The organism is Thermobrachium celere DSM 8682 (assembly GCF_000430995.1).
Taxonomy (GTDB): Bacteria; Bacillota; Clostridia; order Clostridiales; family Caloramatoraceae; genus Thermobrachium; species Thermobrachium celere.
In genome coordinates, this window is record NZ_HF952018.1 from 607,624 (window position 1) to 630,458 (window position 22,835).

At 28.0% G+C, this 22,835-nt stretch carries 18 protein-coding genes; all 18 read left to right on the forward strand.

What is annotated here, in order from left to right; all coding sequences use genetic code 11:
• Positions 1-126 precede the first annotated feature (126 nt).
• The 18 genes from TCEL_RS03445 to TCEL_RS03530 all read left to right on the forward strand — a co-directional run bounded on the left by TCEL_RS03445 (position 127) and on the right by TCEL_RS03530 (position 22,826).
• Complete coding sequence (locus TCEL_RS03445) at positions 127-627, forward strand: sigma-70 family RNA polymerase sigma factor (RefSeq protein ID WP_018661152.1); 501 nt, start codon at positions 127-129, stop codon at positions 625-627.
• Positions 628-688: 61 nt separating this feature from the next.
• Entirely contained in the window at positions 689-3,247 is a 2,559-nt protein-coding gene (locus TCEL_RS03450) for a SpoIID/LytB domain-containing protein (RefSeq protein WP_018661154.1), read from the forward strand.
• Positions 3,248-3,324: 77 nt separating this feature from the next.
• Positions 3,325-4,209, forward strand: coding sequence for a polysaccharide deacetylase family protein (locus tag TCEL_RS03455; RefSeq protein ID WP_018661156.1), 885 nt, complete (start codon positions 3,325-3,327; stop codon positions 4,207-4,209).
• A 260-nt stretch (positions 4,210-4,469) separates the two neighbouring features.
• On the forward strand, positions 4,470-5,657 hold the full coding sequence (locus tag TCEL_RS03460) for a glycosyltransferase (protein WP_018661159.1): 1,188 nt from the start codon (positions 4,470-4,472) through the stop codon (positions 5,655-5,657).
• 7 nt (positions 5,658-5,664) lie between these two features.
• Complete coding sequence (locus TCEL_RS03465) at positions 5,665-6,774, forward strand: glycosyltransferase family 4 protein (protein ID WP_018661162.1); 1,110 nt, start codon at positions 5,665-5,667, stop codon at positions 6,772-6,774.
• 8 nt (positions 6,775-6,782) lie between these two features.
• Positions 6,783-8,321 carry a murein biosynthesis integral membrane protein MurJ gene (murJ, locus tag TCEL_RS03470; RefSeq protein WP_018661164.1) on the forward strand — a complete coding sequence of 513 codons (1,539 nt, stop codon included), beginning with the start codon at positions 6,783-6,785 and terminating at the stop codon, positions 8,319-8,321.
• 5 nt (positions 8,322-8,326) lie between these two features.
• A complete protein-coding gene (locus TCEL_RS03475) occupies positions 8,327-9,664 on the forward strand; it encodes an ABC transporter substrate-binding protein (RefSeq protein ID WP_018661166.1) in 1,338 nt (445 codons plus the stop codon).
• A 465-nt stretch (positions 9,665-10,129) separates the two neighbouring features.
• Positions 10,130-11,107: an O-antigen ligase family protein gene (locus tag TCEL_RS03480; protein ID WP_242823434.1), complete on the forward strand. Its 978-nt coding sequence runs from the start codon at positions 10,130-10,132 to the stop codon at positions 11,105-11,107.
• Between the two features lies 1 nt (position 11,108).
• Positions 11,109-12,302, forward strand: a complete 1,194-nt coding sequence (locus tag TCEL_RS03485; RefSeq protein ID WP_018661170.1) for a DegT/DnrJ/EryC1/StrS family aminotransferase — start codon at positions 11,109-11,111, stop codon at positions 12,300-12,302.
• A gap of 18 nt (positions 12,303-12,320) precedes the next feature.
• Positions 12,321-13,424 carry a DegT/DnrJ/EryC1/StrS family aminotransferase gene (locus TCEL_RS03490; protein WP_018661171.1) on the forward strand — a complete coding sequence of 368 codons (1,104 nt, stop codon included), beginning with the start codon at positions 12,321-12,323 and terminating at the stop codon, positions 13,422-13,424.
• A 50-nt stretch (positions 13,425-13,474) separates the two neighbouring features.
• Complete coding sequence (locus tag TCEL_RS03495; protein ID WP_018661174.1) at positions 13,475-14,788, forward strand: nucleotide sugar dehydrogenase; 1,314 nt, start codon at positions 13,475-13,477, stop codon at positions 14,786-14,788.
• A gap of 54 nt (positions 14,789-14,842) precedes the next feature.
• Positions 14,843-16,672, forward strand: a complete 1,830-nt coding sequence (locus tag TCEL_RS03500; protein WP_018661176.1) for a polysaccharide biosynthesis protein — start codon at positions 14,843-14,845, stop codon at positions 16,670-16,672.
• A 12-nt stretch (positions 16,673-16,684) separates the two neighbouring features.
• Entirely contained in the window at positions 16,685-17,782 is a 1,098-nt protein-coding gene (locus TCEL_RS03505) for a Gfo/Idh/MocA family protein (protein WP_018661178.1), read from the forward strand.
• A 30-nt stretch (positions 17,783-17,812) separates the two neighbouring features.
• Positions 17,813-18,559 (forward strand): N-acetyltransferase, encoded by a 747-nt coding sequence (locus tag TCEL_RS03510; RefSeq protein WP_018661180.1) that lies wholly within the window; start codon positions 17,813-17,815, stop codon positions 18,557-18,559.
• A 3-nt stretch (positions 18,560-18,562) separates the two neighbouring features.
• Positions 18,563-19,579 (forward strand): glycosyltransferase family 2 protein, encoded by a 1,017-nt coding sequence (locus tag TCEL_RS03515; protein ID WP_018661182.1) that lies wholly within the window; start codon positions 18,563-18,565, stop codon positions 19,577-19,579.
• A gap of 18 nt (positions 19,580-19,597) precedes the next feature.
• Positions 19,598-20,248, forward strand: coding sequence for a sugar transferase (locus TCEL_RS03520; protein ID WP_018661183.1), 651 nt, complete (start codon positions 19,598-19,600; stop codon positions 20,246-20,248).
• A 39-nt stretch (positions 20,249-20,287) separates the two neighbouring features.
• On the forward strand, positions 20,288-21,529 hold the full coding sequence (locus tag TCEL_RS03525; protein ID WP_018661185.1) for an O-antigen ligase family protein: 1,242 nt from the start codon (positions 20,288-20,290) through the stop codon (positions 21,527-21,529).
• Complete coding sequence (locus tag TCEL_RS03530) at positions 21,510-22,826, forward strand: nucleotide sugar dehydrogenase (protein WP_018661187.1); 1,317 nt, start codon at positions 21,510-21,512, stop codon at positions 22,824-22,826. Before TCEL_RS03525 ends, TCEL_RS03530 begins: the two co-directional genes overlap by 20 nt.
• Positions 22,827-22,835: the final 9 nt, after the last annotated feature.

Genomic DNA, 22,835 nt, shown 5'->3' on the forward strand with positions numbered 1-22,835 from the left:
TTAAGTTATTACGCTTAATTTTATGTGTAATAAATATGTTTTTATATTTATTACGTTTTGGAATTATTTTATAAAGTCTTTTACCATATACTCATCCGGCCGGAAATAAATTTTGGAGGGGTTAATATGGATGAGTATATGTTGATTAAAAAGTATGAACCGCTTATAAAAAGGGCAATAAAGATGTATATACGTGATAGAAACTACTATGAGGATGCATATCAGGAGGCGGTTTTGGCAATTCTTCAGGTTTTAAGAGGTTTTGATGAGAAGAAGGGAGATTTTAATGCATATATAAAATGTGCTGTTATTTATTCTGTTAAGGCCTTTGCCAAAAGGATCAAGGAAAATATAAGCTTAGATGAGGAGCTTGAGGATGGAGGATGTCTATATGATTTAATACCAGATGAAGGTTGTCTTGAAGAGGATTATATAATGGAAGATGATATAAAAAGGCTGTATGAGGCAATTAATAAATTAAACAAAAAGCAGAGGGAGGTTATTGCGGAATATTATTTTAAAGGCAAAAGCATGGTTGAGATTGCCAAAAACAGAAGATGTCATTATAATTCGATTGTACGATTAAAAGAAAGGGCTATAAATAAGTTAAAAGAAGAACTAAAATAATTAAATTTGTTGAAAAATACTGTTATTTAATGTAGAATAGGTCTTAAAGGGGGATGGTTTGATGCGAAAAAAGTTAATAGCGATTTTTACTATATTAATATTATTATTTAACAACTTATCAGTATTTGCTGCTGTAACCCCAGATGTATACTATACAAATATTAGGGTTGCATTAAAGTCAATGTCATCAAAACAGATGAAGGTAACTTTAAATGGAGATTATGTTTTAAGACTTAAGGTAAAAAATCAGAGTGGACAAGAGTTTGAAAGTTTTAAAACAAATTTAAAAAGTGATAGTATAGTTGATTTTAAAATAGAAGGTGGGAAGATAAAATATTTAGATAAATTATGTGATGTATTAGAGCTTGAACCAGTTTTAAATAACTCAACGCTTACTTTACCAATTCCTTCATCTACAGATAAAACAAGAACATATTTAGGGGATTTTAGGTTTGTTATAAGTGGTGAAAATATTTTACCTATAAATACAATAGACGTAGAAAATTATCTTGTTGGAGTAATTGGAAATGAGATGGGATTTGATGTACCAGGAGGAGCTTCAGAAGCTTATAAAGTACAAGCTGTAGCTTCAAGAACATATGCACTAAAGAATATAAAGCCAAGTAGTAGTTTTGATTTATATGATGATACATCATCTCAAGTTTATAAAGGAATTATGTCAGGAAAAGAAACAAACTTTGATAATATTATAAAGGCAATAAATGAAACCAAGGGTGAAGTGTTGACATACAATGGAGAATTAATAAATGCATACTTTTCAGCAAGTAATGGAGGATATACTGAGCTCAGTGGAAATGTATGGTCTACTAATTTTTCATATTTAGAAACAAAGTATGATGAGTTTGATGATCCTGCTAAAACTTCGAATATTAGAAAAATGCAGTGGACAAGAAAGCTTACAACAAGTCAAATGGAAGCCAATATGCTTACAAATGGAACTCTTGCAGCAGGACACAAGTTTAGTAAAATAGATTTAGGATCAATATCAAAATTTACAAGTGGAAGAATAAGTAACATGAATTTAGAGTGTTATTTTAATTTAGATAGTGGAAAGATAAAAAGTTTAATTGGTACTGATAAAGATATAATAAATGTTGCTTTTAATAAGATAAATAATGAAGATGTATATACATTTACTTTAACTGAAGGAGAAATTACTTTAAAGGGAGCAGATATAAACAAAAAGTTAAAGGATTTAAAATATTTAAATGGAGTTGATAGCTTCAAAAATATTAATATATCTGGAGTAAAAAAGGATTTAGAGGGAAAGGTAATAGAACTTTCAATATACTATACAAAGACATTAAACAAATCAACATCAAGAAACTTTTTAGATCTTGTTGAGGGTAATAAAAGGACAAATACGTTATTAAGTACTTTATATAATGTAACATATGATGCTTCTACAGGTACTTATACATTTAGTGGCAGAGGATTTGGACACGGTGTTGGAATGAGTCAATATGGTGCAATAAATAGAGCATATGTGGGACAAAAATATAAGGATATTTTGGCATTTTATTATCCTAATACTAAAATAGCTAATTTAAATGTTATATTAAAGTCTATTGGAATTGATAAAGGAGAAGTTTTAGTTGGACAACCTGTTAAGATTAATGTTTATACTTATGATTCAAATAATCAATTTTCATTTATAATTTATAACAATGATAGTGAAGAGGTACAAAGAACAGAGTACTCACAAAGTAGTTTATTAGAGTTTACACCAAGTACAATTGGAAATTATAAGGTTGTTATTAATATTAAACAAGAAGGTTCTAATAAAGAATATGATGTAAGACAAACAGTTAATTTTAAAGTATTTGATGTACCAAAGATAAGTAAAATTACAATTCTACAGGATAAGATATATGAAAAAAAGGCTGCAAGCTTTAGGGTTGATGCAGTAAATGGGACTACAAAAGGTAAGTTTTATGAGTTTGAAGTTGTTAAGGATGGAAAAAGTATATTTAAGAAGAGTCAGGATTCAAACGTGCTAAGTTATATTCCATCATCTATAGGGGAATATATTTTGAAAGTTAGGATAAAGGATAAGATGAGTACAAATCAGTTGGATGATGAAAAGGAGATTAAGTTTAGTGTACAAAAAGAGCCTATTAGACTGAATATAAACAGAACTCTTAAAAAGGGCATGAAGGGTGCAGATGTAAAGATACTTCAGGAGGCCTTAATTAAGTTAAAATATTTAAAGTATTCTAAGCCCAATTCAGTTTATGATACTGCAACATTAAATGCAGTAAAAAACTTTCAAAAGGCAAATAAGTTAAAGGCAGATGGAGTGTTTGGTGCTGGAGCCAAAAAGGTTTTAGAGGACAGGTTAAATGGTGTTGCAATAGGATCTATAACAAATAGGACAGTAACTTCAACAAATATTATATATTTAAATGTAGGTTCAAAGGGACAAGATGTTTTAAAGCTTCAAAATAGACTAAAGCAGCTTGGATATTTAAATGCAAAATATGTTACAGGATATTTTGGAACAGTAACACAAAATGCCCTAAAGGCATACCAAAAAGCAAACAAATTGACTCAGACTGGGGTATTAGATAGTGCAACATATAATAAGTTGTATAAATGATATATGGGGAAGCCCATATATCATTTATTGTGTATATTGAATTTTTGACATGATAGACAAATAAAGGTGGGGTTGATGTGTATAAAAAAACATTATTTTCTTTAATTTTAACCATTTTTATTATATTAAATATTTCAAACAATATTTATGCTAAAGATATAAAAGGTAAAAAAGTTTATTATTCAGGTAAAGCAGTTGTTTTAACCTATCATCATATTAGTAATGAGAGGTTTAGTAGTATAACTGTTACACCTGAAAGATTTGAAGAAGATGTAAAAATGCTAAAGGAAAATGGTTTTAATATAATAAGCTTATCTCAACTTCTAATGGCAATGGAGGGGAAAGCAAAGCTTCCTGATAATGCAGTTGTAATTACTTTTGATGATGGTATAGAAAGTTTTTACAAATATGCATATAAAGTATTAAAGAAATACAATGTTCCTGCTACGAATTTTATAATAACATCAAGAACAGAGTCATATAGGCCATCTACAAAGGATTTTAATCCATTAAGTAAAGAAGAAATTCAAGAAATGGTTGACAGTGGTTTAGTAGAAATACATTCTCATACACATGATAGCCATAGTTACGTGTACAAAGATTCTTCTCTAAAAAAGGGTGGCAAGTTAGCTACAAGAATATATGATCCTGTTAAAAAACAGATTGAATCAAGAAATGATTATTTAGACCGAATTGAAAAAGATTTATACAAGTCAAAAGAACTAATTAAGAATTATACTGGTAAAGATACAAATGTTTTATGTTTCCCTTTTGGACAATACAATAGCGACGCTATAAATGTTTCTAAAAAAGTTGGATTTAAATATTTTGTTACAACGATATATGGTGTAAATAAAGAAAACACAAAAACAAAGTATATATACAGAATAAGAGCTGGAGAATATAAAATAATAACTGAAAAGTTAAAGCAGGATATAATAAAATGTGGGATAAGAGAATAATAAATATAATCGTGAGTTTTACGAGTTTAATAGTATCTTTAAAACTAAGTAAATTTTTGATAAAATTATTAATATGCACTTGTTGAATACTCTCTGGATGTGTAATATTACAAAGCATCTAAAAAGATGCATATTTTTTTGTAAAAATATGTTGGGGCTATACCCCAACATTTATTATAGAATCAATTAAAATTTATTAACGTTCAAAGATATTTGTGATATAATCAACGATGATTTTGATTATGAATAGGGGGTTATTTATGAAGGTTTTAGTTATTTCTCATATGTATCCTTCTAGTTTTAATAGAATATCAGGCATATTTGTTCATCAACAAGTAAAGGCTTTAATTAATGCTGGCTGTGAAGTTAAAGTAGTAAGCCCTATTCCTTATGCACCATATATTTTAACTTTAATAAATAAAAAGTGGAAGGCTTATAGGGATGTGCCATATAAAGATAGTCTTGAGAATGTAGATATCTATCACCCAAGATATATAGAATTCCCTAGAGGGTTATTTTTTGATAAGTCTGGAAGGCTTATGGCAATAGGAATTAAAAAAATAGTGAGGGATATAAATAAAGAGTTTAAGTTTGATATCATACATTCACATGTTGCATTACCAGATGGATATGCAGGAATGATCATTAATCAAAAATATAAAGTTCCACATGTAGTAACAATTCATGGACAAGATTTTCAAAATACAATATATAAAAGTGAGAAGTGTAAAAAGCAACTTTTTAAAGTTTTAGATAATGTAGATTATATAATAACTGTTAGTAATAAATTGAAAAAGATAGTAGAGGGTGAGAGTTTTTATAGTAAAATTGTAACTATTAATAATGGTATTGATAAAGAAATTATAGTAAATCAATTTAAACCTAGACAAAGTGATAATAAAATAAAGATAGTCAGTGTTTCGAATTTAAAGAAAACTAAAGGTTTGCAATATAACTTATATGCATTAGAAAGATTGGTAAGAAAGTATAAAGATGTATATTATGACATAATTGGAGAAGGAGAATACAAAAGTGAGTTAAAAAGATTAGTTGATGAATTGGGATTAGTAAATAATGTAAGGTTTTTAGGGAAAATGGACCATTCAAAAGTGATTTCAATTTTAAAAAACTATGATATATTTTCTCTACCAAGCTATAAAGAGGGATTTGGCATGGTTTATCTTGAGGCAATGGCACAGGGGTTACCTGTAATTGCAGTCAAAGGGGAAGGTATAGAGGATGTTATAAATAATTCAATTAATGGTTTTTTAGTTGAAAGAGAAAATATAGATGAACTTGAAAAAGTATTAGAAAAATTAGTTTTAGATACAAATTTAAGAATAAGCATAGGAAAAAAAGCATTAGAAACAGTAAAAAATAATTATACTTGGGAAATTAATTCTTATAAAATTATTGAATTGTATAAACAACTTCTCAATAAGGAGTGATCTGTTTATGAAAATTTGTATGCTTACGTCTGGGCATGATATTTTTGATAATAGGATATATTACAAAGAAATTTTATCATTGAAGAAACAGTTTAATGAAATATATTTGGTTGCACCTGGAGAAAAGGACTTTGTAACTGAAGATGGTATTATAGTAAAATGCTTCCCAAAGAGAAAAAATTGGATTGATAGATTTGAGCCAATGAATAGAATGTTCAAGATTGCGAAGGAAATAAATGCTGATATATATCATGCACATGAGCCAGATTCATTTCAAGTGGCAGTTAAGCTAAAAAAAGAATTAGGTTGTAAAATTATTTATGATTCTCATGAATATCATCCAGAAGGTTTTGCAGAGCATTTCAAATTTGGGAGAAGTATTATTAAAAAAGTTATTTATTTATATGAAAAGCATTTAGGAAAGCAGGCAGATGCAATTATAAGTGTTAATGAATTGTTGATTAATAAGTTTAAAAGATATAACAATAATGTTGTGATGCTTCCCAATTATCCTGTTTTAAATGAAATAAAAATTGAAAAAGAGTATGAAAAAAAACCAATGTTTGTTTATATTGGAGGTCTTAGAGAAGACAGAGGAATTTTAAAAATATTAGAAGCGATAGAACTTATAAAGGATGAAGATTATAAATATTTATTCATTGGTCCATTTGAAACTTTTGATTTTGAACAAAAATGTAAAAAGTTTGCTAAAGATAGGTTAAGGAATGTTGATATTAAATTTACTGGTAAAATACCACATATGCAAGTCTTTGATTATTTAAAAAAAGCATATGCTGGTTTTGTGCTTTTACAACCAACAAATTGGAGATATGTTAATTCTGAACCTATTAAGATATTTGAATATATGGCAACTAAAACAGCAGTAATTTCAAGTAATTTTCCAATGTTTGAAAAAATAATAAAAAATCCTGATGCAGGAATATCAGTTGATCCTACTAATACTCAAACAATTGCTGATGCAATTAAATATTTAGCTAGTAATCATGGTAAAGCAAAAGAACTTGGAGAAAACGGTTATAAAAAAGTTTTAGAGTTGTATAATTGGAGTGTATGTGAAGACAGGCTTTTAAAGCTTTATAATGAATTATATAAATAGGAGGAGTTATGGAAAAAGAGATTAAAAATGTAGCAAAAAATAGTTTAATAATAACAGTAATACTTATAATTAGTAAAATGACGGGATTTTTAAGGGAGTTTATAGTAGCAATACAACTTGGAGCTACAGCAGAATCCGATGTGTTTAAAACGGCAAGCACAATGCCACAAGTTTTTTTTAGTGCTATTGCTGCAGCTCTTGTTACGACATTTATACCGATATTTTCAGGTATAAAAAATAATAAGCAAGAGGCAGTAAGATTTTTTAATAATGTATTAAATATTATTGTAATTTTATGTACTGTTTTAGCAGTTATTGCAATTTTTGTATCGCCCCAGCTTGTAAAGTTGTTTGCTGGTGGTTTTAAGGAAGATTATTATAAAATAACTGTGAATTTAACTAGGGTTTTGATGCCATCAATTATATTTCTAGGTATAAGTGGATTATACACTGGTTATTTACAGTCTTATGGCAATTTTATTCAACCAGCTTTAACAGGAATAGTTGCAAATGTAGTTATAATGGTAGGGCTTATAGTTTTTTATAAATATTTTGGTTTATATGCAGCTATAATGTCAGTTTTTTTAGGTGCAGTTGCACAAGCCTATAGTCAAAGACCTTTTATGGGAAAGGATTATAAGTATCAATTTATTTTAGATTTTAAGGATAAGAATGTAAGAAAAATGATGCTTCTTGCAATTCCAATTTTAATTAGCAGTGCAGTATCCCAAATTAATTTAATGGTAGCAAGAAATTTTGCCTCATACTTAGTTGAAGGAAGTATTTCAGTTATTGACTATGCAAGTAAGTTTAGTACAATTATAAATCAAGTTTTCATAGTTTCAATAACAACAGTTATTTATCCAAAACTAACAGAAAAAAATGCACAAGGGGATATACGTGGTTTCAATGATATTGTAGTAAAATCAGTAAATATTGTACTTTTAGTGACAATTCCACTTGTATTTGGTTTATTTTCATTGAGTGAACCACTAATAAGGTTAATTTTGGAACATGGTAAATTTGATAGGAATGCAACTATTGTGACATCTTATTGTTTAAAATATTTAGTTTTTTCAGCAATTGGATATTCTCTCATAGATATTTTGGGAAAAGTATTTTTTGCTATGAAAAATACACTAACACCTATGATAAATGGGTTTATATTGGTAGTTGTAAATATAGCATTTATATATTTATTAGGTCCAGTTTTAAAAGTAAATGGTATAGCATTAGCCACAACACTATCAGTAAATATATTAGCTTTAATTTTACTTATAGAAGTGAAAATAAAGATAAAGAGCATAAAGTATAAAAAAATTATTATTACATCTTCAAAAATGTTGATTTCTGGAATTATTATGACAATTGCTGTTAATTTAACTTATTCTTTTATAAAAAGTATTTTACAAGATAGTAATTTAAATATTTTTATTAACATGCTTATATCTTCATTAGTTGGTGCTTTTGTTTATATAGTTATGCTTATAATTCTAAATGTAGAAGATTTGTTTGATTTAATAAAATTTAAAAATAAAAAAGGGTGATTTAAATGAATAAAAACAAAAAAAAGCTCTTTATTTATTCTATATTAACAATTTTTTTACTTATTGTTTCGTTGTTTTATAAAATTAATTTAAAAAAGATAGATGAGTTAAAAGTAGAAGAAGATTTAAAAGAAAAGGTTATTATAAGGCTTTGGATGAAAAGTAGTATAATAACACCCACAAGAGGGTATCAAATAGAAAAATTCAATAAGACAAATTCAGATAATATATATATAGTTTATAATGACTATAAAGAAGATTACTATAACTTATTGAGAGTTGCATTAGCAACTGATAAAGGTCCAGATATTTTTGAATATGGTTTTACATCTTTGATAAAAAACAATCAGATTGCAACATTAGATGATATAGGGTTTGATTATAGTAATATTGATAATTCTAGTGTAGTTAGATATATGGATAAAAATATTGGTGTAAAACTTACAGAAACCAATGTTAAATTGATATGGAATAAGGATATATTCAAAAAAGCAGGTATAAATCCAGATCAACCACCAAAAACAATTTATGAATTAATTAATTATGCTAAAATAATAAAACGAAAATTTCCAGATATAATACCATTTGCTTTCCCAATTTCTGAGTATAAAGATATAAAAATCTCAATTGGTGAAGCATGCGTAAGTAATAATAATATTTATACAAGCTTTTGGGACTATAAAAGGGGTATTTACGATTTTAAGTATGCAGAGGATTTACTAAAATCCTATCATGAAATGTATTTATTGGGGTTAATAGACAAAGATTTTGATAAAAAAAGCAAAAATCAATTAAGATCAGAGTTTTATCAGGGCAAAATTGCAATTCTTATTAGTACATTTGAAGATAAATCATATTTTTCAAATATTTTACCTCTAAGTTTTGATATAGGTATATCAGATGTATTTAAAATTAGAGATACGGATATAAAAGAATATTATTACGTAGATAATGATAAATTTTTTGTAATTAATAAAAAGTCAATAGAAGATCCTAAAAAGAAAATTGCAATTAAAAAGGTTTATGAATTTTTATTAAGTGAAGAGACTAATAGAGAAATTTTATCTACAAGAAATGCTTTGCCTTTAAATATTAAAGATTACAATGTCAAAAATGATATTTATAAAGAATATAATCATGTAGTTAATTTCAAAAATGAAAATTATGATCCAACAATATTTTTAAGTAGAAATTCGTCATATGAAATCAATCAAATCATAGGTGCAATAAAAGGTGATATAAAGGTAGAACAAGCTATTAAAAATTTGAATGACCAGTACTTTGGATATATTAAATTTGCAACTGAAAAAGAAAAATTTAATTTGAGTTTTTATAAAAAATAATCATTGGGAGATGATAGTTTAATGAAAACAATTTTATTTGAGCTAAAAAAATATAAAAGGATAATTTTGTTCTCTTTGTTTGCTTCATTGTTTTTGAGTGCTATTTTATATTTTAAATTAGGTTTTAAGAATTCAGCAATTTTATTTGTAAGTTTAAATATTTTGTTAATTAATATATTTTTTATATTTATAGATAAAATAAAATCAATTATAATGTTTATAGTATTACTACCAATCTACACTACGGTTAGAAGATTGTGTTATTTTGACATTTTCTTTATTAAGGTTACTTTTGAAACCATTTATATTACTATTTTATTTATAAGCAGTTTAAGAGATATTTTTAGATACATAAAACAGCAATTTAAAATAGATTCTTCAGCATTCAATTTTATTTTATATACTTTAATGTTTCTGATTTTTTCTTTCAACAGTAGTTTTTTTTCAGACAATATTTTAAAGAGTATGAGTGAAGTATATATAGGGATTTTTATACCTTTAGCTTTTTATTTTACTTTTGTTGTATATTTTAATAAAAATTTAAAAAAGTTTATTTATTTTGCTTTGTTTATTGCTTTGGATTTCAGTTGTTTATATGGTTTTATTCAAATATTTTTAAGGATAATTAAAACTGGTCAAATTAAAATTGATAGGGTATATTTAACATTTGGTTTTCACAATGTAAACATTTTTGCAGGGATATTAATTTTAATAATTCCTCTTATATTAGAGTTTATTCTTTTTAGAGAAAATAATAAAAAAGAAAAAGTATTTTTAATCTCTTCATTTATGCTTTATACTATTTCAATTTTTATTACGTTTAGTAGAGGAGCATGGCTATGTTTTATAATGGCCGTAATTATAAGTCTAATAAGTAAAAAGTACTCAAAATTATTAATTACTGTTTCTATAATATTAATTTTTATATCAAAGCCTCTTTTTAGTTTTATAATAACAAGAGGAACGTCTACATCTTTTTTACAAAATGAATCTGCTGTAGCAAGACTTCAATCAATTTTTACTGATTTTGAAATTATTAAAAAATATCCATTTGGAATTGGTGGAGGCCAATTTAAATATTTGTTTAAGGAATATGCAGTAAAAGGATATTTAAGTATGCCAGAATCAATAAGATTTAATTCAACTGTCGCTCATTATGCACTTGAGCATGCTCATAACTTAATATTACAAATTTGTGTTGAATTTGGTATTATTGCAACAATATTATTTTTGTTAATCATTATTAATAGACTAAGAAGTTCATTTATAGATTTTAATTTTAATAGAGGAGCTTTTACTTCTATAATTGTTTATTTGTTTTTTTCAATAATTACAGGAAATGAGTTTAACCATAAAGGTGTAATAACAGGAACTATTATTCTTTATTTAATTTTTGGAATTATAGAAATTTCTATAAAAGACACAAATGAAGGGAGAAATTAGTATGAAGATTTTATTTTCACCACCAGATATTTCAGATTTAGAAATAAATGAAGTAGTTGATACATTAAAATCTGGGTGGATAACAACAGGCCCGAAAACTAAATTATTTGAACAGAAGATAGCTGAATATACAAATACTAAAAGAGCAGTGGCATTAAATTCTGCAACTGCTTGTATGGAACTTACTTTAAGATTGCTAGGTATTGGTGAAGGAGATGAAGTTATAACTTCTGCTTATACATATACAGCATCTGCTAGTGTAATTGAGCATGTTGGTGCAAAAATAGTTCTTGTTGATACTGCAAAAGATTCATACCAGATGGATTATGAAAAGCTAGAGCAAGCCATAACAGAAAGAACTAAAGCAATAATTGCTGTAGATTTAGCAGGTGTTATGTGTGATTATGATAAAATTTATGAGATTGTAGATAGAAAAAAACATTTATTTAAGCCAAAAAATAAAATACAAGAGGCAATAGGAAGAGTTATTGTTATAGCAGATGCTGCACATTCCTTTGGGGCTATGAGAAATGGGAGAAAAAGTGGGGAAGTAGCAGATTTTACTAGTTTTTCTTTTCATGCAGTAAAAAATTTAACAACTGCAGAGGGTGGTGCAGTTACTTGGAAAGAAATTGAAGGAATAGATAGTAATGAAATTTATAAAGAATACATGCTGTTATCTCTTCATGGACAATCAAAGGATGCATTATCTAAAACAAGATTAGGTTCATGGGAATATGATATAATATATACAGGTTATAAATGCAATATGACAGATATAATGGCATCTATAGGATTAGCACAGTTAAAAAGATATGCAGAATTACTAAAAATTAGAAAAAGAATAATAGAAATGTACAATGAAGGTTTAAAAGATCTCAATTTGCATATTTTAGAGCACTATGGAAATAACTTTTGCTCAAGTGGACATCTATATTTAGTTAGATTATTAGGTAAAGATGAAAAATATAGAAACATGTTTATTGAAAAGATGGCTGAAAAAGGAATACCTACAAATGTGCATTATAAACCTCTTCCATTATTAACAGCATATAAGAAATTAGGTTTTAAAATAGAAGATTATCCGAATGCTTATAATATGTATAAAAATGAAGTTACATTACCGCTTCACACACTTTTAACTGATGAACAAGTTGCTTATATTATAAACACATTTGTAGAAATTTATAAATAACTAAGGAGGCAATTAAATATGAAATTACAATTATTAGATTTAAAGGCTCAATATGAAACCATTAAGGAAGAAATAAAAGAAGCTGTAATTAATACTATTGAATCTGGCCATTATATATTGGGGCCACAAGTTAAAAAGCTAGAAGAGGACATTGCAAAATATTGTGGTGTAAAGCATGGTATAGGTGTTGCAAATGGTACAGATGCATTAGTTTTAACATTAAAAGCCTTTGGTATAGGTGAAGGTGATGAGGTTATAACAACACCATTTACATTTTTTGCTTCGGCAGAGACTGTTTCACAAGTTGGAGCAACTCCAGTGTTTGTGGATGTAAGACCTGATACATACTGTATAGATGCAGATAAAATTGAAGAAAAAATAACATCAAGGACAAAGGCAATAATTGCTGTACATATTTTTGGTCAAATGTGTGATATGGATAAAATAATGGATATAGCAAATAGACATAAACTAATTGTTATTGAAGATGCTTGTCAAGCAATAGGAGCAGAATATAAAGGTAAAAAGGCAGGATCTATAGGTCATGCTGCATGTTTTTCCTTTTTCCCAACTAAAAATTTGGGTGGATATGGAGATGGAGGAATGGTAGTAACAAATGATGATGAGATTGCACAAAAAATAAGGATGTTAAGATTTCATGGAAGTAAAATTAAATATTATCATGATATGATAGGATATAATAGTAGATTAGATGAAATTCAAGCTGCTATATTAAATGTAAAATTTAAATACATAGATGAATGGAATAATGCAAGAAAAGAAAAAGCCCATGTTTATAATGAATTGTTAAGAGGAACAAAGTGTGTTACACCATATGAAGACAGTAAGTGTAAGCATATATACCATTTATATATACTTCAACATGAAAACAGAGAAGAACTATTAAAGTATTTAAATGAAAATGGGGTTGCAACAGGTATTTATTATCCGGTACCATTACATCTACAAAATGTTTATAAAAATTTAGGATATAATGAAGGAGATCTTCCAGTTTCAGAAATGCTTTCAAAGAGAACATTTGCAATTCCTTTATATCCTGAAATTACATTTGATCAACAAAAATATGTTGCAGATTTAATTAAAAAATTTGACAATAACTAAATAAAAGGAATATAATTTAAATTGACTACAGAGTATGGGAGGTATTAGGTGTGAGTTATAAAGAACAATTATTAGAGAAAATTCAAAATAAGACTGCAATAATTGGAGTAGTAGGATTAGGATATGTTGGTCTTCCACTTGCAGTTGAAAAAGCAAAAGCTGGATATAAGGTTATAGGATTTGATATTCAAGAAAGTAAAGTTAAGATGGTCAACGAGGGACATAATTATATAGGAGATGTAGTTGATGAAGAATTAGAGGACTTAGTAAAAAGAGGAATGCTTAAAGCAACAACAGACTTTTCTTTTGTAAAGGATGTAGATTGTGTTGCAATAGCAGTTCCTACACCACTTGATAAGTTCAAACAACCTGATGTTTCTTATATAATAAATTCAACTAAGGATGTTGCAAAGTATTTACATAAGGGGATGTTAGTTGTTTTAGAATCAACTACTTATCCTGGAACTACTGAAGAGATTGTGAAACCAATTCTTGAGGAGACTGGGTTAAAGTGTGGAGAAGATTTCTATTTAGCTTTTTCACCTGAAAGAGTTGACCCAGGTAACAAGTATTATAAAACAAAGAATACTCCAAAGGTTGTAGGTGGGGTAACTAAGGATTGTACAGAAATTGCTGCAACACTTTATGGAAATGTTTTAGAAGGTGAAATATTTAAAGTTTCATCTCCAAAGGTTGCGGAAATGGAAAAAATTTTAGAAAATACTTTCAGACATATAAATATTGGTCTTGTAAATGAAATGGCAATTTTATGTAAAAAGATGGGTATTGATGTTTGGGAAGTTATAGAAGCTGCAAAGACAAAACCATATGGATTTATGGCTTTTTATCCTGGCCCAGGACTAGGCGGACATTGTATACCCCTTGATCCATTCTATTTAACATACAAAGCAAGAGAATTTGATTATCACACAAGATTAATAGAAACTGCAGGTGAAATAAATGATTATATGCCTGAGTTTGTTGTAGAAAATGCAATGAAATTACTAAATATGCAAAAGAAGGCAATGAATGGATCAAAGGTGCTTCTTTTAGGAGTTGCATATAAAAAGGATATAGACGATTATAGAGAATCACCTACATTAAAGGTAATAGAACATTTAGAGAAAAATGGTGCTGAAGTTTATGTAGACGATCCATATATTCCGCATTTTAAACATAACGGTAAAATATATGAAACAATTAATTGGCAAAATGTAATAGACAGTGCAGATATAGTTATAATAACAACTGATCATTCATGCTATGATTATGAAAAGATAGTAGAAAGAGCAGCAATTGTTTATGATACAAGAAATGCAACTAAAGATGTTATAAATAATAGAGAAAAAATTCATAAACTTTAATATATTAAGGCTGCCATTGGCAGCCTTAATATTAGAACAGAGGGAAGTGAACATATGAATAAAAAAATAGAGCAAATTTTATATGCTTTACTTGATATAATATTTATACATGCTTCAATATTTGCAGGATATTTTGCAAGATTTTCTTGGAATATACCTACTGAATATTTAAAAATTTATAGGTTATCAGCAATACCAATTACTTTTATAATGATTTTTTCATTTTATGTATTTAAGTTATATAAAAGTATATGGAGATATGCAAGTATTAATGAACTTATTTCTGTTATATTAGCAGTAACTTCAGGAGCAATTTTTTCATATGTTTACGGAGAAATAATTGGTTATAGACTACCTTTAAGTGTATATTTTATTATGTGGGCTTTAACAATACTCGCATCAGGAGGAATTAGATTTTTAAGAAGGTTAATTTCAAGTATAGAAATGTTGCCTAAAGACGTTTTAAAAAAGAGCGCAAGGGTATTAGTTTATGGTGCTGGTGATGCAGGTGCACTTGTTGTAAAAGAGATGAGGAAACATCCTGAATTGGGCTATATACCAGTAGGTTTTATTGATGATGATAAGAATAAATGGGGAAAGTCAATTAATGGTATAAATATTTTAGGTGGAAGAGAAGATTTGGATTCAATAGTTATAAATAAAGATATTGACGAGATAATAATTGCTATACCTTCACTTAATAATGAAGATAGAAAAGAAATTTTAGAGGTTTGTAGCAAAACAGGTTGTAAGCTAAAAATACTGCCAGGTGTATATGAATTAATAGAGGGAAAAATAAGTATAAATCAAATTAGAGATGTAGAAATTGAGGATTTACTTGGAAGAGAACCAGTAGAATTAAATATAGAAGAGATTGCTGGATATTTAAAAAATAAAACAGTTCTTGTTACAGGTGGTGGAGGCTCAATTGGTTCAGAGCTGTGTAGACAGATTGTAAAGTTTAATCCTAAAAAATTACTAATATTAGATATTAATGAAAACGGAGCCTATGAGTTACAAACAGAATTACAGTTTAAATATGGTAAAAATATTGATTTGGATGTTATAATAGCTTCAATAAGAGAGAAAAATAGACTTGAAGAGATATTCAATAAGTATAAAATAGATGTTGTTTTCCATGCTGCAGCACATAAACATGTTCCTCTTATGGAAGCAAATCCAAAGGAAGCAATTAAAAATAATATTATTGGAACTATGAATTTAGCAGAAGTTTCAAGTAAGTATAATGTAAATAAATTTGTTCTCATTTCAACAGATAAGGCTGTTAATCCAACAAATATTATGGGTGCAACAAAGAGATTCTGTGAAATGATAATACAAGCTATGGATAAAGTTAGTAAGACTGAATTTGTAGCTGTAAGATTTGGTAATGTATTAGGAAGTAATGGAAGTGTAATTCCTCTTTTTAAAAAACAAATAAAGGAAGGCGGACCTATAACAGTTACACATCCAGAAATAAATAGATATTTTATGACCATACCAGAGGCGGCACAGCTTGTAATTCAAGCAGGTGCAATGGCTAAGGGTGGAGAAATATTTATACTTGACATGGGTGAACCTGTTAAGATTGTTGATTTAGCAAAAAATCTTATTAGACTTTCAGGACTTGAGCCAGAAAAAGATATAAAAATTGTTTTTACTGGCTTAAGACCTGGTGAAAAGTTATATGAGGAACTTTTAATGGATGAGGAAGGTTTACAAAAAACTGCACATAAGAAGATATTTGTTGGTAAGCCTGGTAATTATGATATAAATGATATAAAAACAAAAATTGAAATTTTAAAGGAAAATTTATCTGCTGATGATGAAACTTTATTTACAATAATGGAGGAATATGTACCAACTTATAAAAGGAATAAATAGCGGAGGTGCAATATGAATAAATTAAAATTTGCAATAATCGGTTGCGGAAGAATATCATATAAACATGTGGAAGCAATAACAAATAATTTTGAAGATTCTGTTTTAGTAGCAACATGTGATGTTGTTAAAGAAAAAGCAGAAGAAAAAGCAAAAGAATACAAAAATAAAACAGGATTAGATGTGGCAGTTTATATTGATTATAAAGAAATGATAAAGAATGAGGATATAGATGTAGTAACAATAGCAACTGAGAGTGGATATCACCCAGAAATAGCAATATATGCAATGGAACAAGGAAAACATGTTATTGTTGAAAAACCAATGGCACTATCAATAAAAGATGCTGATTTAATGATTGAAACAGCTAAGAAAACAGGAGTTAAATTAGCTGTTTGCCATCAAAATAGGTTTAATAAACCTATTCAGATGCTAAGAAAGGCTATTGAGGAAAATAGATTTGGAAAGTTGATAAATGGTATGGCAAGTATTAGATGGAATAGAAATATGAACTACTATAAACAAGCACCATGGAGAGGTACATGGGAACTTGATGGTGGAACACTTATGAACCAATGTATTCATGATATTGATCTTTTACAATGGATGATGGGAGGAGAAGTCGAAACAGTTTATGCACAAACAGGTAATTTTATAAGAGATATAGAGGCTGAAGATTTTGGTGCTATTATTATTAGATTTAAAAATGGTTCCATAGGAATAGTTGAAGGTAGTGCATGCGTTTATCCAAAGAATTTGGAAGAAACATTAAGTATTTTTGGTGAAAAAGGAGCTGTTGTAATAGGAGGGCTTGCAGTAAATAGGATAGAGACATGGAGATTTGAAGATGGAAAAGATTCAGAAGAGGAAATACTAAAAAATCAAGAAGATGATCCAGATACAGTATATGGATATGGGCATACACCTCTTTTTAAGGATGTAATTGAAGCAATAAAAAATAATAGAGAACCTTTAATAAATGGTATTGAAGGAAAAAAGGGAATGGAAATTATTTTAGCAGCTTATAAGTCACAAAAAACTGGCATGCCAGTTAAATTGCCACTACATGATTTCTCAACATTAGATATGAAGGAAGTTAACCTAAGGCGATAAGCCTTAGGTTGTATAATAGGAGGGGTTTTTATGTATTATATATCAGAAAAAGCTCATATTGGTAAAAATGTTAAAATTGGAAGGTTTACAACAATTGAAGATGATGTACATATAGGAGATAATTGTGTTATAGGGAATAACGTTGTAATACATAAAGGAACTATTATAGGAAACAATGTAAGAATAGACGACAATACTGTTATAGGTAAGAAACCAATGAGAGCGATAAATAGTATTTTTAAAGATGATGGAGAATTCTCACCTTGTAAAATAAGTGATGGATGTTTAATAGGAGCATGTGTAATCATATATTGTGGATGTGTAATAGGAGAAAATACTCTTGTTGCAGATTTATCAACTATTAGAGAAAACGTGGAGATAGGAAGCAAAACAATAGTTGGTAGAGGTGTTGCAATTGAAAATTTCTGTAAGATAGGTTCAAATTGTAAACTTGAAACTAATGCATATATAACAGCATATTCAGAACTTGAAGACTATGTTTTTATTGCACCAGGTGTAGTAACTTCTAATGATAATTTTGCTGCAAGAAGTAAAGAGAGGTTTAAACATTTTAAAGGAGTGACTATAAAAAAGGGAGGAAGGGTAGGAGCACAAGCTACTATACTTCCAGGTAAGGTTATATATGAAGATGGTTTTGTTGCTGCTGGTTCAGTTGTAACAAAGGATGTTAATCCTAGACAAATTGTTGCAGGAAACCCAGCTAGATATTTAAAAGATGTTCCTAATGATCAGTTATTAGAAAATCAAGAGAGGTGAAATATGAAGACAGTATCTGTTGTTATACCTTGTAGAAATGAAAGAGAATATATATCTAAGTGTTTAGATTCCTTTATAAATCAAACATATGATAAAAGATATTATGAAGTATTAGTTTGTGATGGTATGTCTACTGATGGAACAAGAGAAATTGTAAAGGAATATGTAAAAAAATATTCCTTTATTAAACTTATAAATAATGAGGGTTTGACAGCACCAAAAGCAATGAATATAGGTATAAAAAATAGTAAAGCAGATATTTTAATTATATTTAGTGCACATGCTTTTGCTAAAGAAGATTTTATTGAACAAAATGTAAAGTTGCTTGATAACAAGGAAATTGGTTGCGTGGGAGGACCTATAGAAACAATAAATAATGATAAAAAAGGTAAGGCAATTTCCCTTGCTATGAGTTCTCCTTTTGGTGTAGGTAATGCTCTTTTTAGATATTCAACCCAAGAAAGGTTTGTAGATACAGTACCTTTTGCAGCTTATAGAAGAGAAGTGTTAGATGAAGTTGGTTACTTTGATGAAGAATTAGTTAGAAATCAAGATGATGAAATAAATTTGAGAGTATCTAAAGCAGGATATAAAATATTACTTTCACTTAAAATTAAATCATGGTATTACGCGCGTTCTTCATATAGAAAACTATGGAAACAATATTTTCAGTATGGCTTTTGGAAAGTAAGAGTCATGCAAAAACATGGTAAACCAGCTTCACTTAGACATCTTGTGCCATTAATTTTTATTCTTGTTAATATTTTAGGTATTATTTTTGGTTTAATTAATAAGATAATATTTTATCTATGGTTTTTTCAAGCTTTATTGTATTTAGTGTGTGATATATTTTTTTCTGTTAGAGTATCAAAAAATGATAGAGGGTTAATTAAGTATGTTATTCCTACATTTCCTATATTACATATAGGCTATGGATTAGGTTTTTTAGAAGGACTATTTGTGTTTTATATATTAAAATCAAAAAGGATAATGGAAAAAAATACAAAACTTTCGAGATAAAATATGGGGGTAAGATATATGCAGCAAGTAAATATAGATGAGATAAAGAAACAACTTGAAAAGAAAAAAATACAATTTGCAATAAAAAGGTTATTTGATATTGTTTTTTCTTTAGCGCTTTTAATCTTATTAAGTCCACTTTTTTTAATACTAATTCTATGGATCAAACTTGACTCTGAGGGTGAAGCAATATTTAAACAAACACGAATTGGTAAAAATGGTGTTCCATTTACTATTTATAAATTTAGAACGATGGTAAAGAATGCGGATAAAATGTTTAATAAAAAGGTAGATAAGGAAAATTTAAAAAGCTTTGTTTTTCAAGATAAGGATGACCCAAGAATAACAAGATCAGGAAAATTTTTAAGAAAAACAAGTTTAGATGAACTTCCACAGCTTATTAATATAATAAAGGGGGATATGAGTCTAATTGGTCCAAGGCCAGAAATACAAGATATAGTGAATTTATATTCAGATTATGATAAAATAAGATTATTAGTTAAACCAGGTGTTACAGGACTTGCTCAAGTAAATGGAAGAGGGGATTTATCTCTTGGTGAAACAATAGAGTATGATGTAAAATACGTAAAAAATTTTTCTTTATGGCTTGATATTAAGATTTTCTTTAAAACATTCAAAGTTGTTTTATTAAAAGAAGGTGCATATTAAAAGCAGACAAATGTCTGCTTTTTTATGGAGGATAAAAATATGACAAGGAAAAATATTTTAAGTGTATTTTTGTATATGTTTCTTTTTTGGGTTCCTATATTACCAATTAAAGAAAAAATAAAAGGTATACCTATATCGGCTGATTTTTTCTTTGGTTCTATTATTTTAATTTTATTTATTATCTTATATTTAAAAGACATATACAGATTTGAGTTTTTTAAAGACAAGCTAATAAAGAGATTAACTGTTTTATCAATTTTATTTATTTTATTTTCTGTATTTTCAATAACTTATGCTAAAAATAAGTCAATTGTTGTTAGTGAAACATTGCGTTTTACAGAATATATTTTATTATTTATAGCTTGTATATATTTTATAGAAAAAGATAATGCTAAAAGAGGATTTATAGTTTTTAATATATCTATGTTAATATCAGCATTTTATGGGTTAATTCAATTTGTATTAAACAAATCAGAATTTAAAGATTCAATTTTATTATTTGGAAGGGGAAGGGTATATTCAACGTTTGTAAATCCCAATTATTATGGAGCCGCTATAAACTTAATAATTTACTATTTTATTATTAATCTTATAGAAGATGAAAAAAATAAAATAATTAATATTTCTATAATATTATTATACTTGATTAATTTAATATTAACATTGACTAGAGGTTCATGGTTTGGTTTTATCATAGGTTTGATTGTAATTTCTATGTTGAAATATAGAAGGCTTTTATTTTCTATACCATTTGGTTTGTTTTTAGTAGTTTTAATTCCAAGTTTAAGAGCAAGGTTTATTTCCACTTTTGATTTAACTAATTTGACAAATAGTGAACGATTAAAGTTGTGGAAAACAGGATATTTGATGTTTAGGGATCATGTACTAACAGGAGTTGGTAATGGCAATTATCTTTATAGATATGCTGAATATATTAAAAAATATCCTGAATTGAATTTAGGGAGAAGTCAATTTAGTGTTCATAATTCTTATTTGAAAATGTTTGCAGAGCTAGGTGTTTTTGGAGGTTTATTATTTATATTTATATATGGCATATTAGTTTTTATGAATTATAAAGTTTATAAACATACCAAAATAGAAAAATTAAAAAATCTTGCTTTAGCAAATTTAGCCTTTTGGGGAGCATATCTCTTCCAAAATTTCTTTAATAACTTGATGTTTATACCACAGCTTAATGTGTTTGCATGGGTTTTAACAGCTATTGTTTATAAACTATATTTAATCGAAGGGCGTGAAGTTAATGGTGAAGGAACAATATAAAAACGTCGCTGTATTTGGACAAGGTTTTGTCGGTCTTCCTCTTGCATTAAGCTTTGCTATGCGTGGATGTAATGTATATGGTGTGGATGTTGTAGAACCACTTGTAAATGATATAAACAATGGAATTACTCATCATACTGAAGAATTTGAAGGAAAGGGAATAAGAGAAATTTTAAGAGAACAGCTTGATGCAGGAAGATATAGAGCAACAACTGATATGGAAGAAGCTCTAAAAAAGTGCAACAATATAGTTGTAACTGTTGGAATTCCAATAAGAAATGGGGAACATGATTTAAGTGATCTTTTAGGTTGCGTTACTGTTATAGGTAAGAACCTTAAAAAAGGGGATTTAGTAGTAATAAGAAGTACAGTAATACCAGGAACAACAGAAGAAAAACTTTTACCAATTTTAGAAAAAGAATCAGGTATGAAGGCAGGAGTTGATTTTTATCTTGCGTATTCATCAGAGAGAATAGCAGAAGGTAAGGCCTTTTATGAATTTGCTTATATGCCAACTGTTGTTGCTGGTATAAATGAAGAAAGTGCAGTGAGGGCAAAGGAACTTTTAGAGGTTGTATGTAAAGCTGATGTTATTGTTGCAAGTGATATGAAGATTGTTGAAACATCTAAGGTATTTGAAAATGTTCAAAGAGATGTAAATATAGCTATGGTACAAGAGTTTGCTAGATTTACTGAGGCTCTAGGAATAGATATATATGAGGTTATAAAGGTTGCAAATACTCATAAGAGAGTAAACCTTTTAACCCCGGGACCAGGGGTTGGAGGATACTGCATACCAAATGCATATCACTATTTAGAACCAAAGGCTAGAGAACTTAATGTAGATTTAGATTTATTAAAATTGGCAAGACTTAAGAATAGTAATTTACCAAATATTATGGTAAATATGCTTGAGTCAATGTTATTAAAAGAAGGTAAAACATTAGAAGGATCAAAGATTGGTGTGCTTGGTCTTGCTATGAAGGATTATTCAAATGACGATAGAATAAGCCCTCCAATTGAAATTGTAAAGATTCTACAAAGAAGAGGAGCGTTGGTCTTTGCATATGATAGTGCTGTTCCTACAGAATATGATTTTAAGGTTTGTGATATAATAGATGCCTTAAAGGATAAGGATGCAATTATGATACTTGCAAAGCAGAAGGATTATGACAATTTTGATGATAAGTATCTAGAGGTGATAAGTAGGGGAACAGTAATTTTAGATACAAGAAATTTATTTGAAGGTAAAGAAGAAAAATTAAAGGAATATGGAATAAAACTTATGAAGATCTGATGGAGGCAA

Excerpts from the sequence above, each read along its gene's own strand:
- TCEL_RS03530 (WP_018661187.1), top strand. The coding sequence starts at position 21,510 with ATGGTGAAGGAACAATATAAAAACGTCGCTGTATTTGGACAAGGTTTT.
- TCEL_RS03445 (WP_018661152.1), top strand. The coding sequence starts at position 127 with ATGGATGAGTATATGTTGATTAAAAAGTATGAACCGCTTATAAAAAGG.
- TCEL_RS03480 (WP_242823434.1), top strand. The coding sequence starts at position 10,130 with ATGAGTGAAGTATATATAGGGATTTTTATACCTTTAGCTTTTTATTTT.
- TCEL_RS03490 (WP_018661171.1), top strand. The coding sequence starts at position 12,321 with ATGAAATTACAATTATTAGATTTAAAGGCTCAATATGAAACCATTAAG.
- murJ (WP_018661164.1), top strand. The coding sequence starts at position 6,783 with ATGGAAAAAGAGATTAAAAATGTAGCAAAAAATAGTTTAATAATAACA.
- TCEL_RS03525 (WP_018661185.1), top strand. The coding sequence starts at position 20,288 with ATGACAAGGAAAAATATTTTAAGTGTATTTTTGTATATGTTTCTTTTT.
- TCEL_RS03510 (WP_018661180.1), top strand. The coding sequence starts at position 17,813 with ATGTATTATATATCAGAAAAAGCTCATATTGGTAAAAATGTTAAAATT.
- TCEL_RS03460 (WP_018661159.1), top strand. The coding sequence starts at position 4,470 with ATGAAGGTTTTAGTTATTTCTCATATGTATCCTTCTAGTTTTAATAGA.
- TCEL_RS03485 (WP_018661170.1), top strand. The coding sequence starts at position 11,109 with ATGAAGATTTTATTTTCACCACCAGATATTTCAGATTTAGAAATAAAT.
- TCEL_RS03520 (WP_018661183.1), top strand. The coding sequence starts at position 19,598 with ATGCAGCAAGTAAATATAGATGAGATAAAGAAACAACTTGAAAAGAAA.
- TCEL_RS03515 (WP_018661182.1), top strand. The coding sequence starts at position 18,563 with ATGAAGACAGTATCTGTTGTTATACCTTGTAGAAATGAAAGAGAATAT.
- TCEL_RS03465 (WP_018661162.1), top strand. The coding sequence starts at position 5,665 with ATGAAAATTTGTATGCTTACGTCTGGGCATGATATTTTTGATAATAGG.
- TCEL_RS03450 (WP_018661154.1), top strand. The coding sequence starts at position 689 with ATGCGAAAAAAGTTAATAGCGATTTTTACTATATTAATATTATTATTT.
- TCEL_RS03500 (WP_018661176.1), top strand. The coding sequence starts at position 14,843 with ATGAATAAAAAAATAGAGCAAATTTTATATGCTTTACTTGATATAATA.
- TCEL_RS03475 (WP_018661166.1), top strand. The coding sequence starts at position 8,327 with ATGAATAAAAACAAAAAAAAGCTCTTTATTTATTCTATATTAACAATT.
- TCEL_RS03505 (WP_018661178.1), top strand. The coding sequence starts at position 16,685 with ATGAATAAATTAAAATTTGCAATAATCGGTTGCGGAAGAATATCATAT.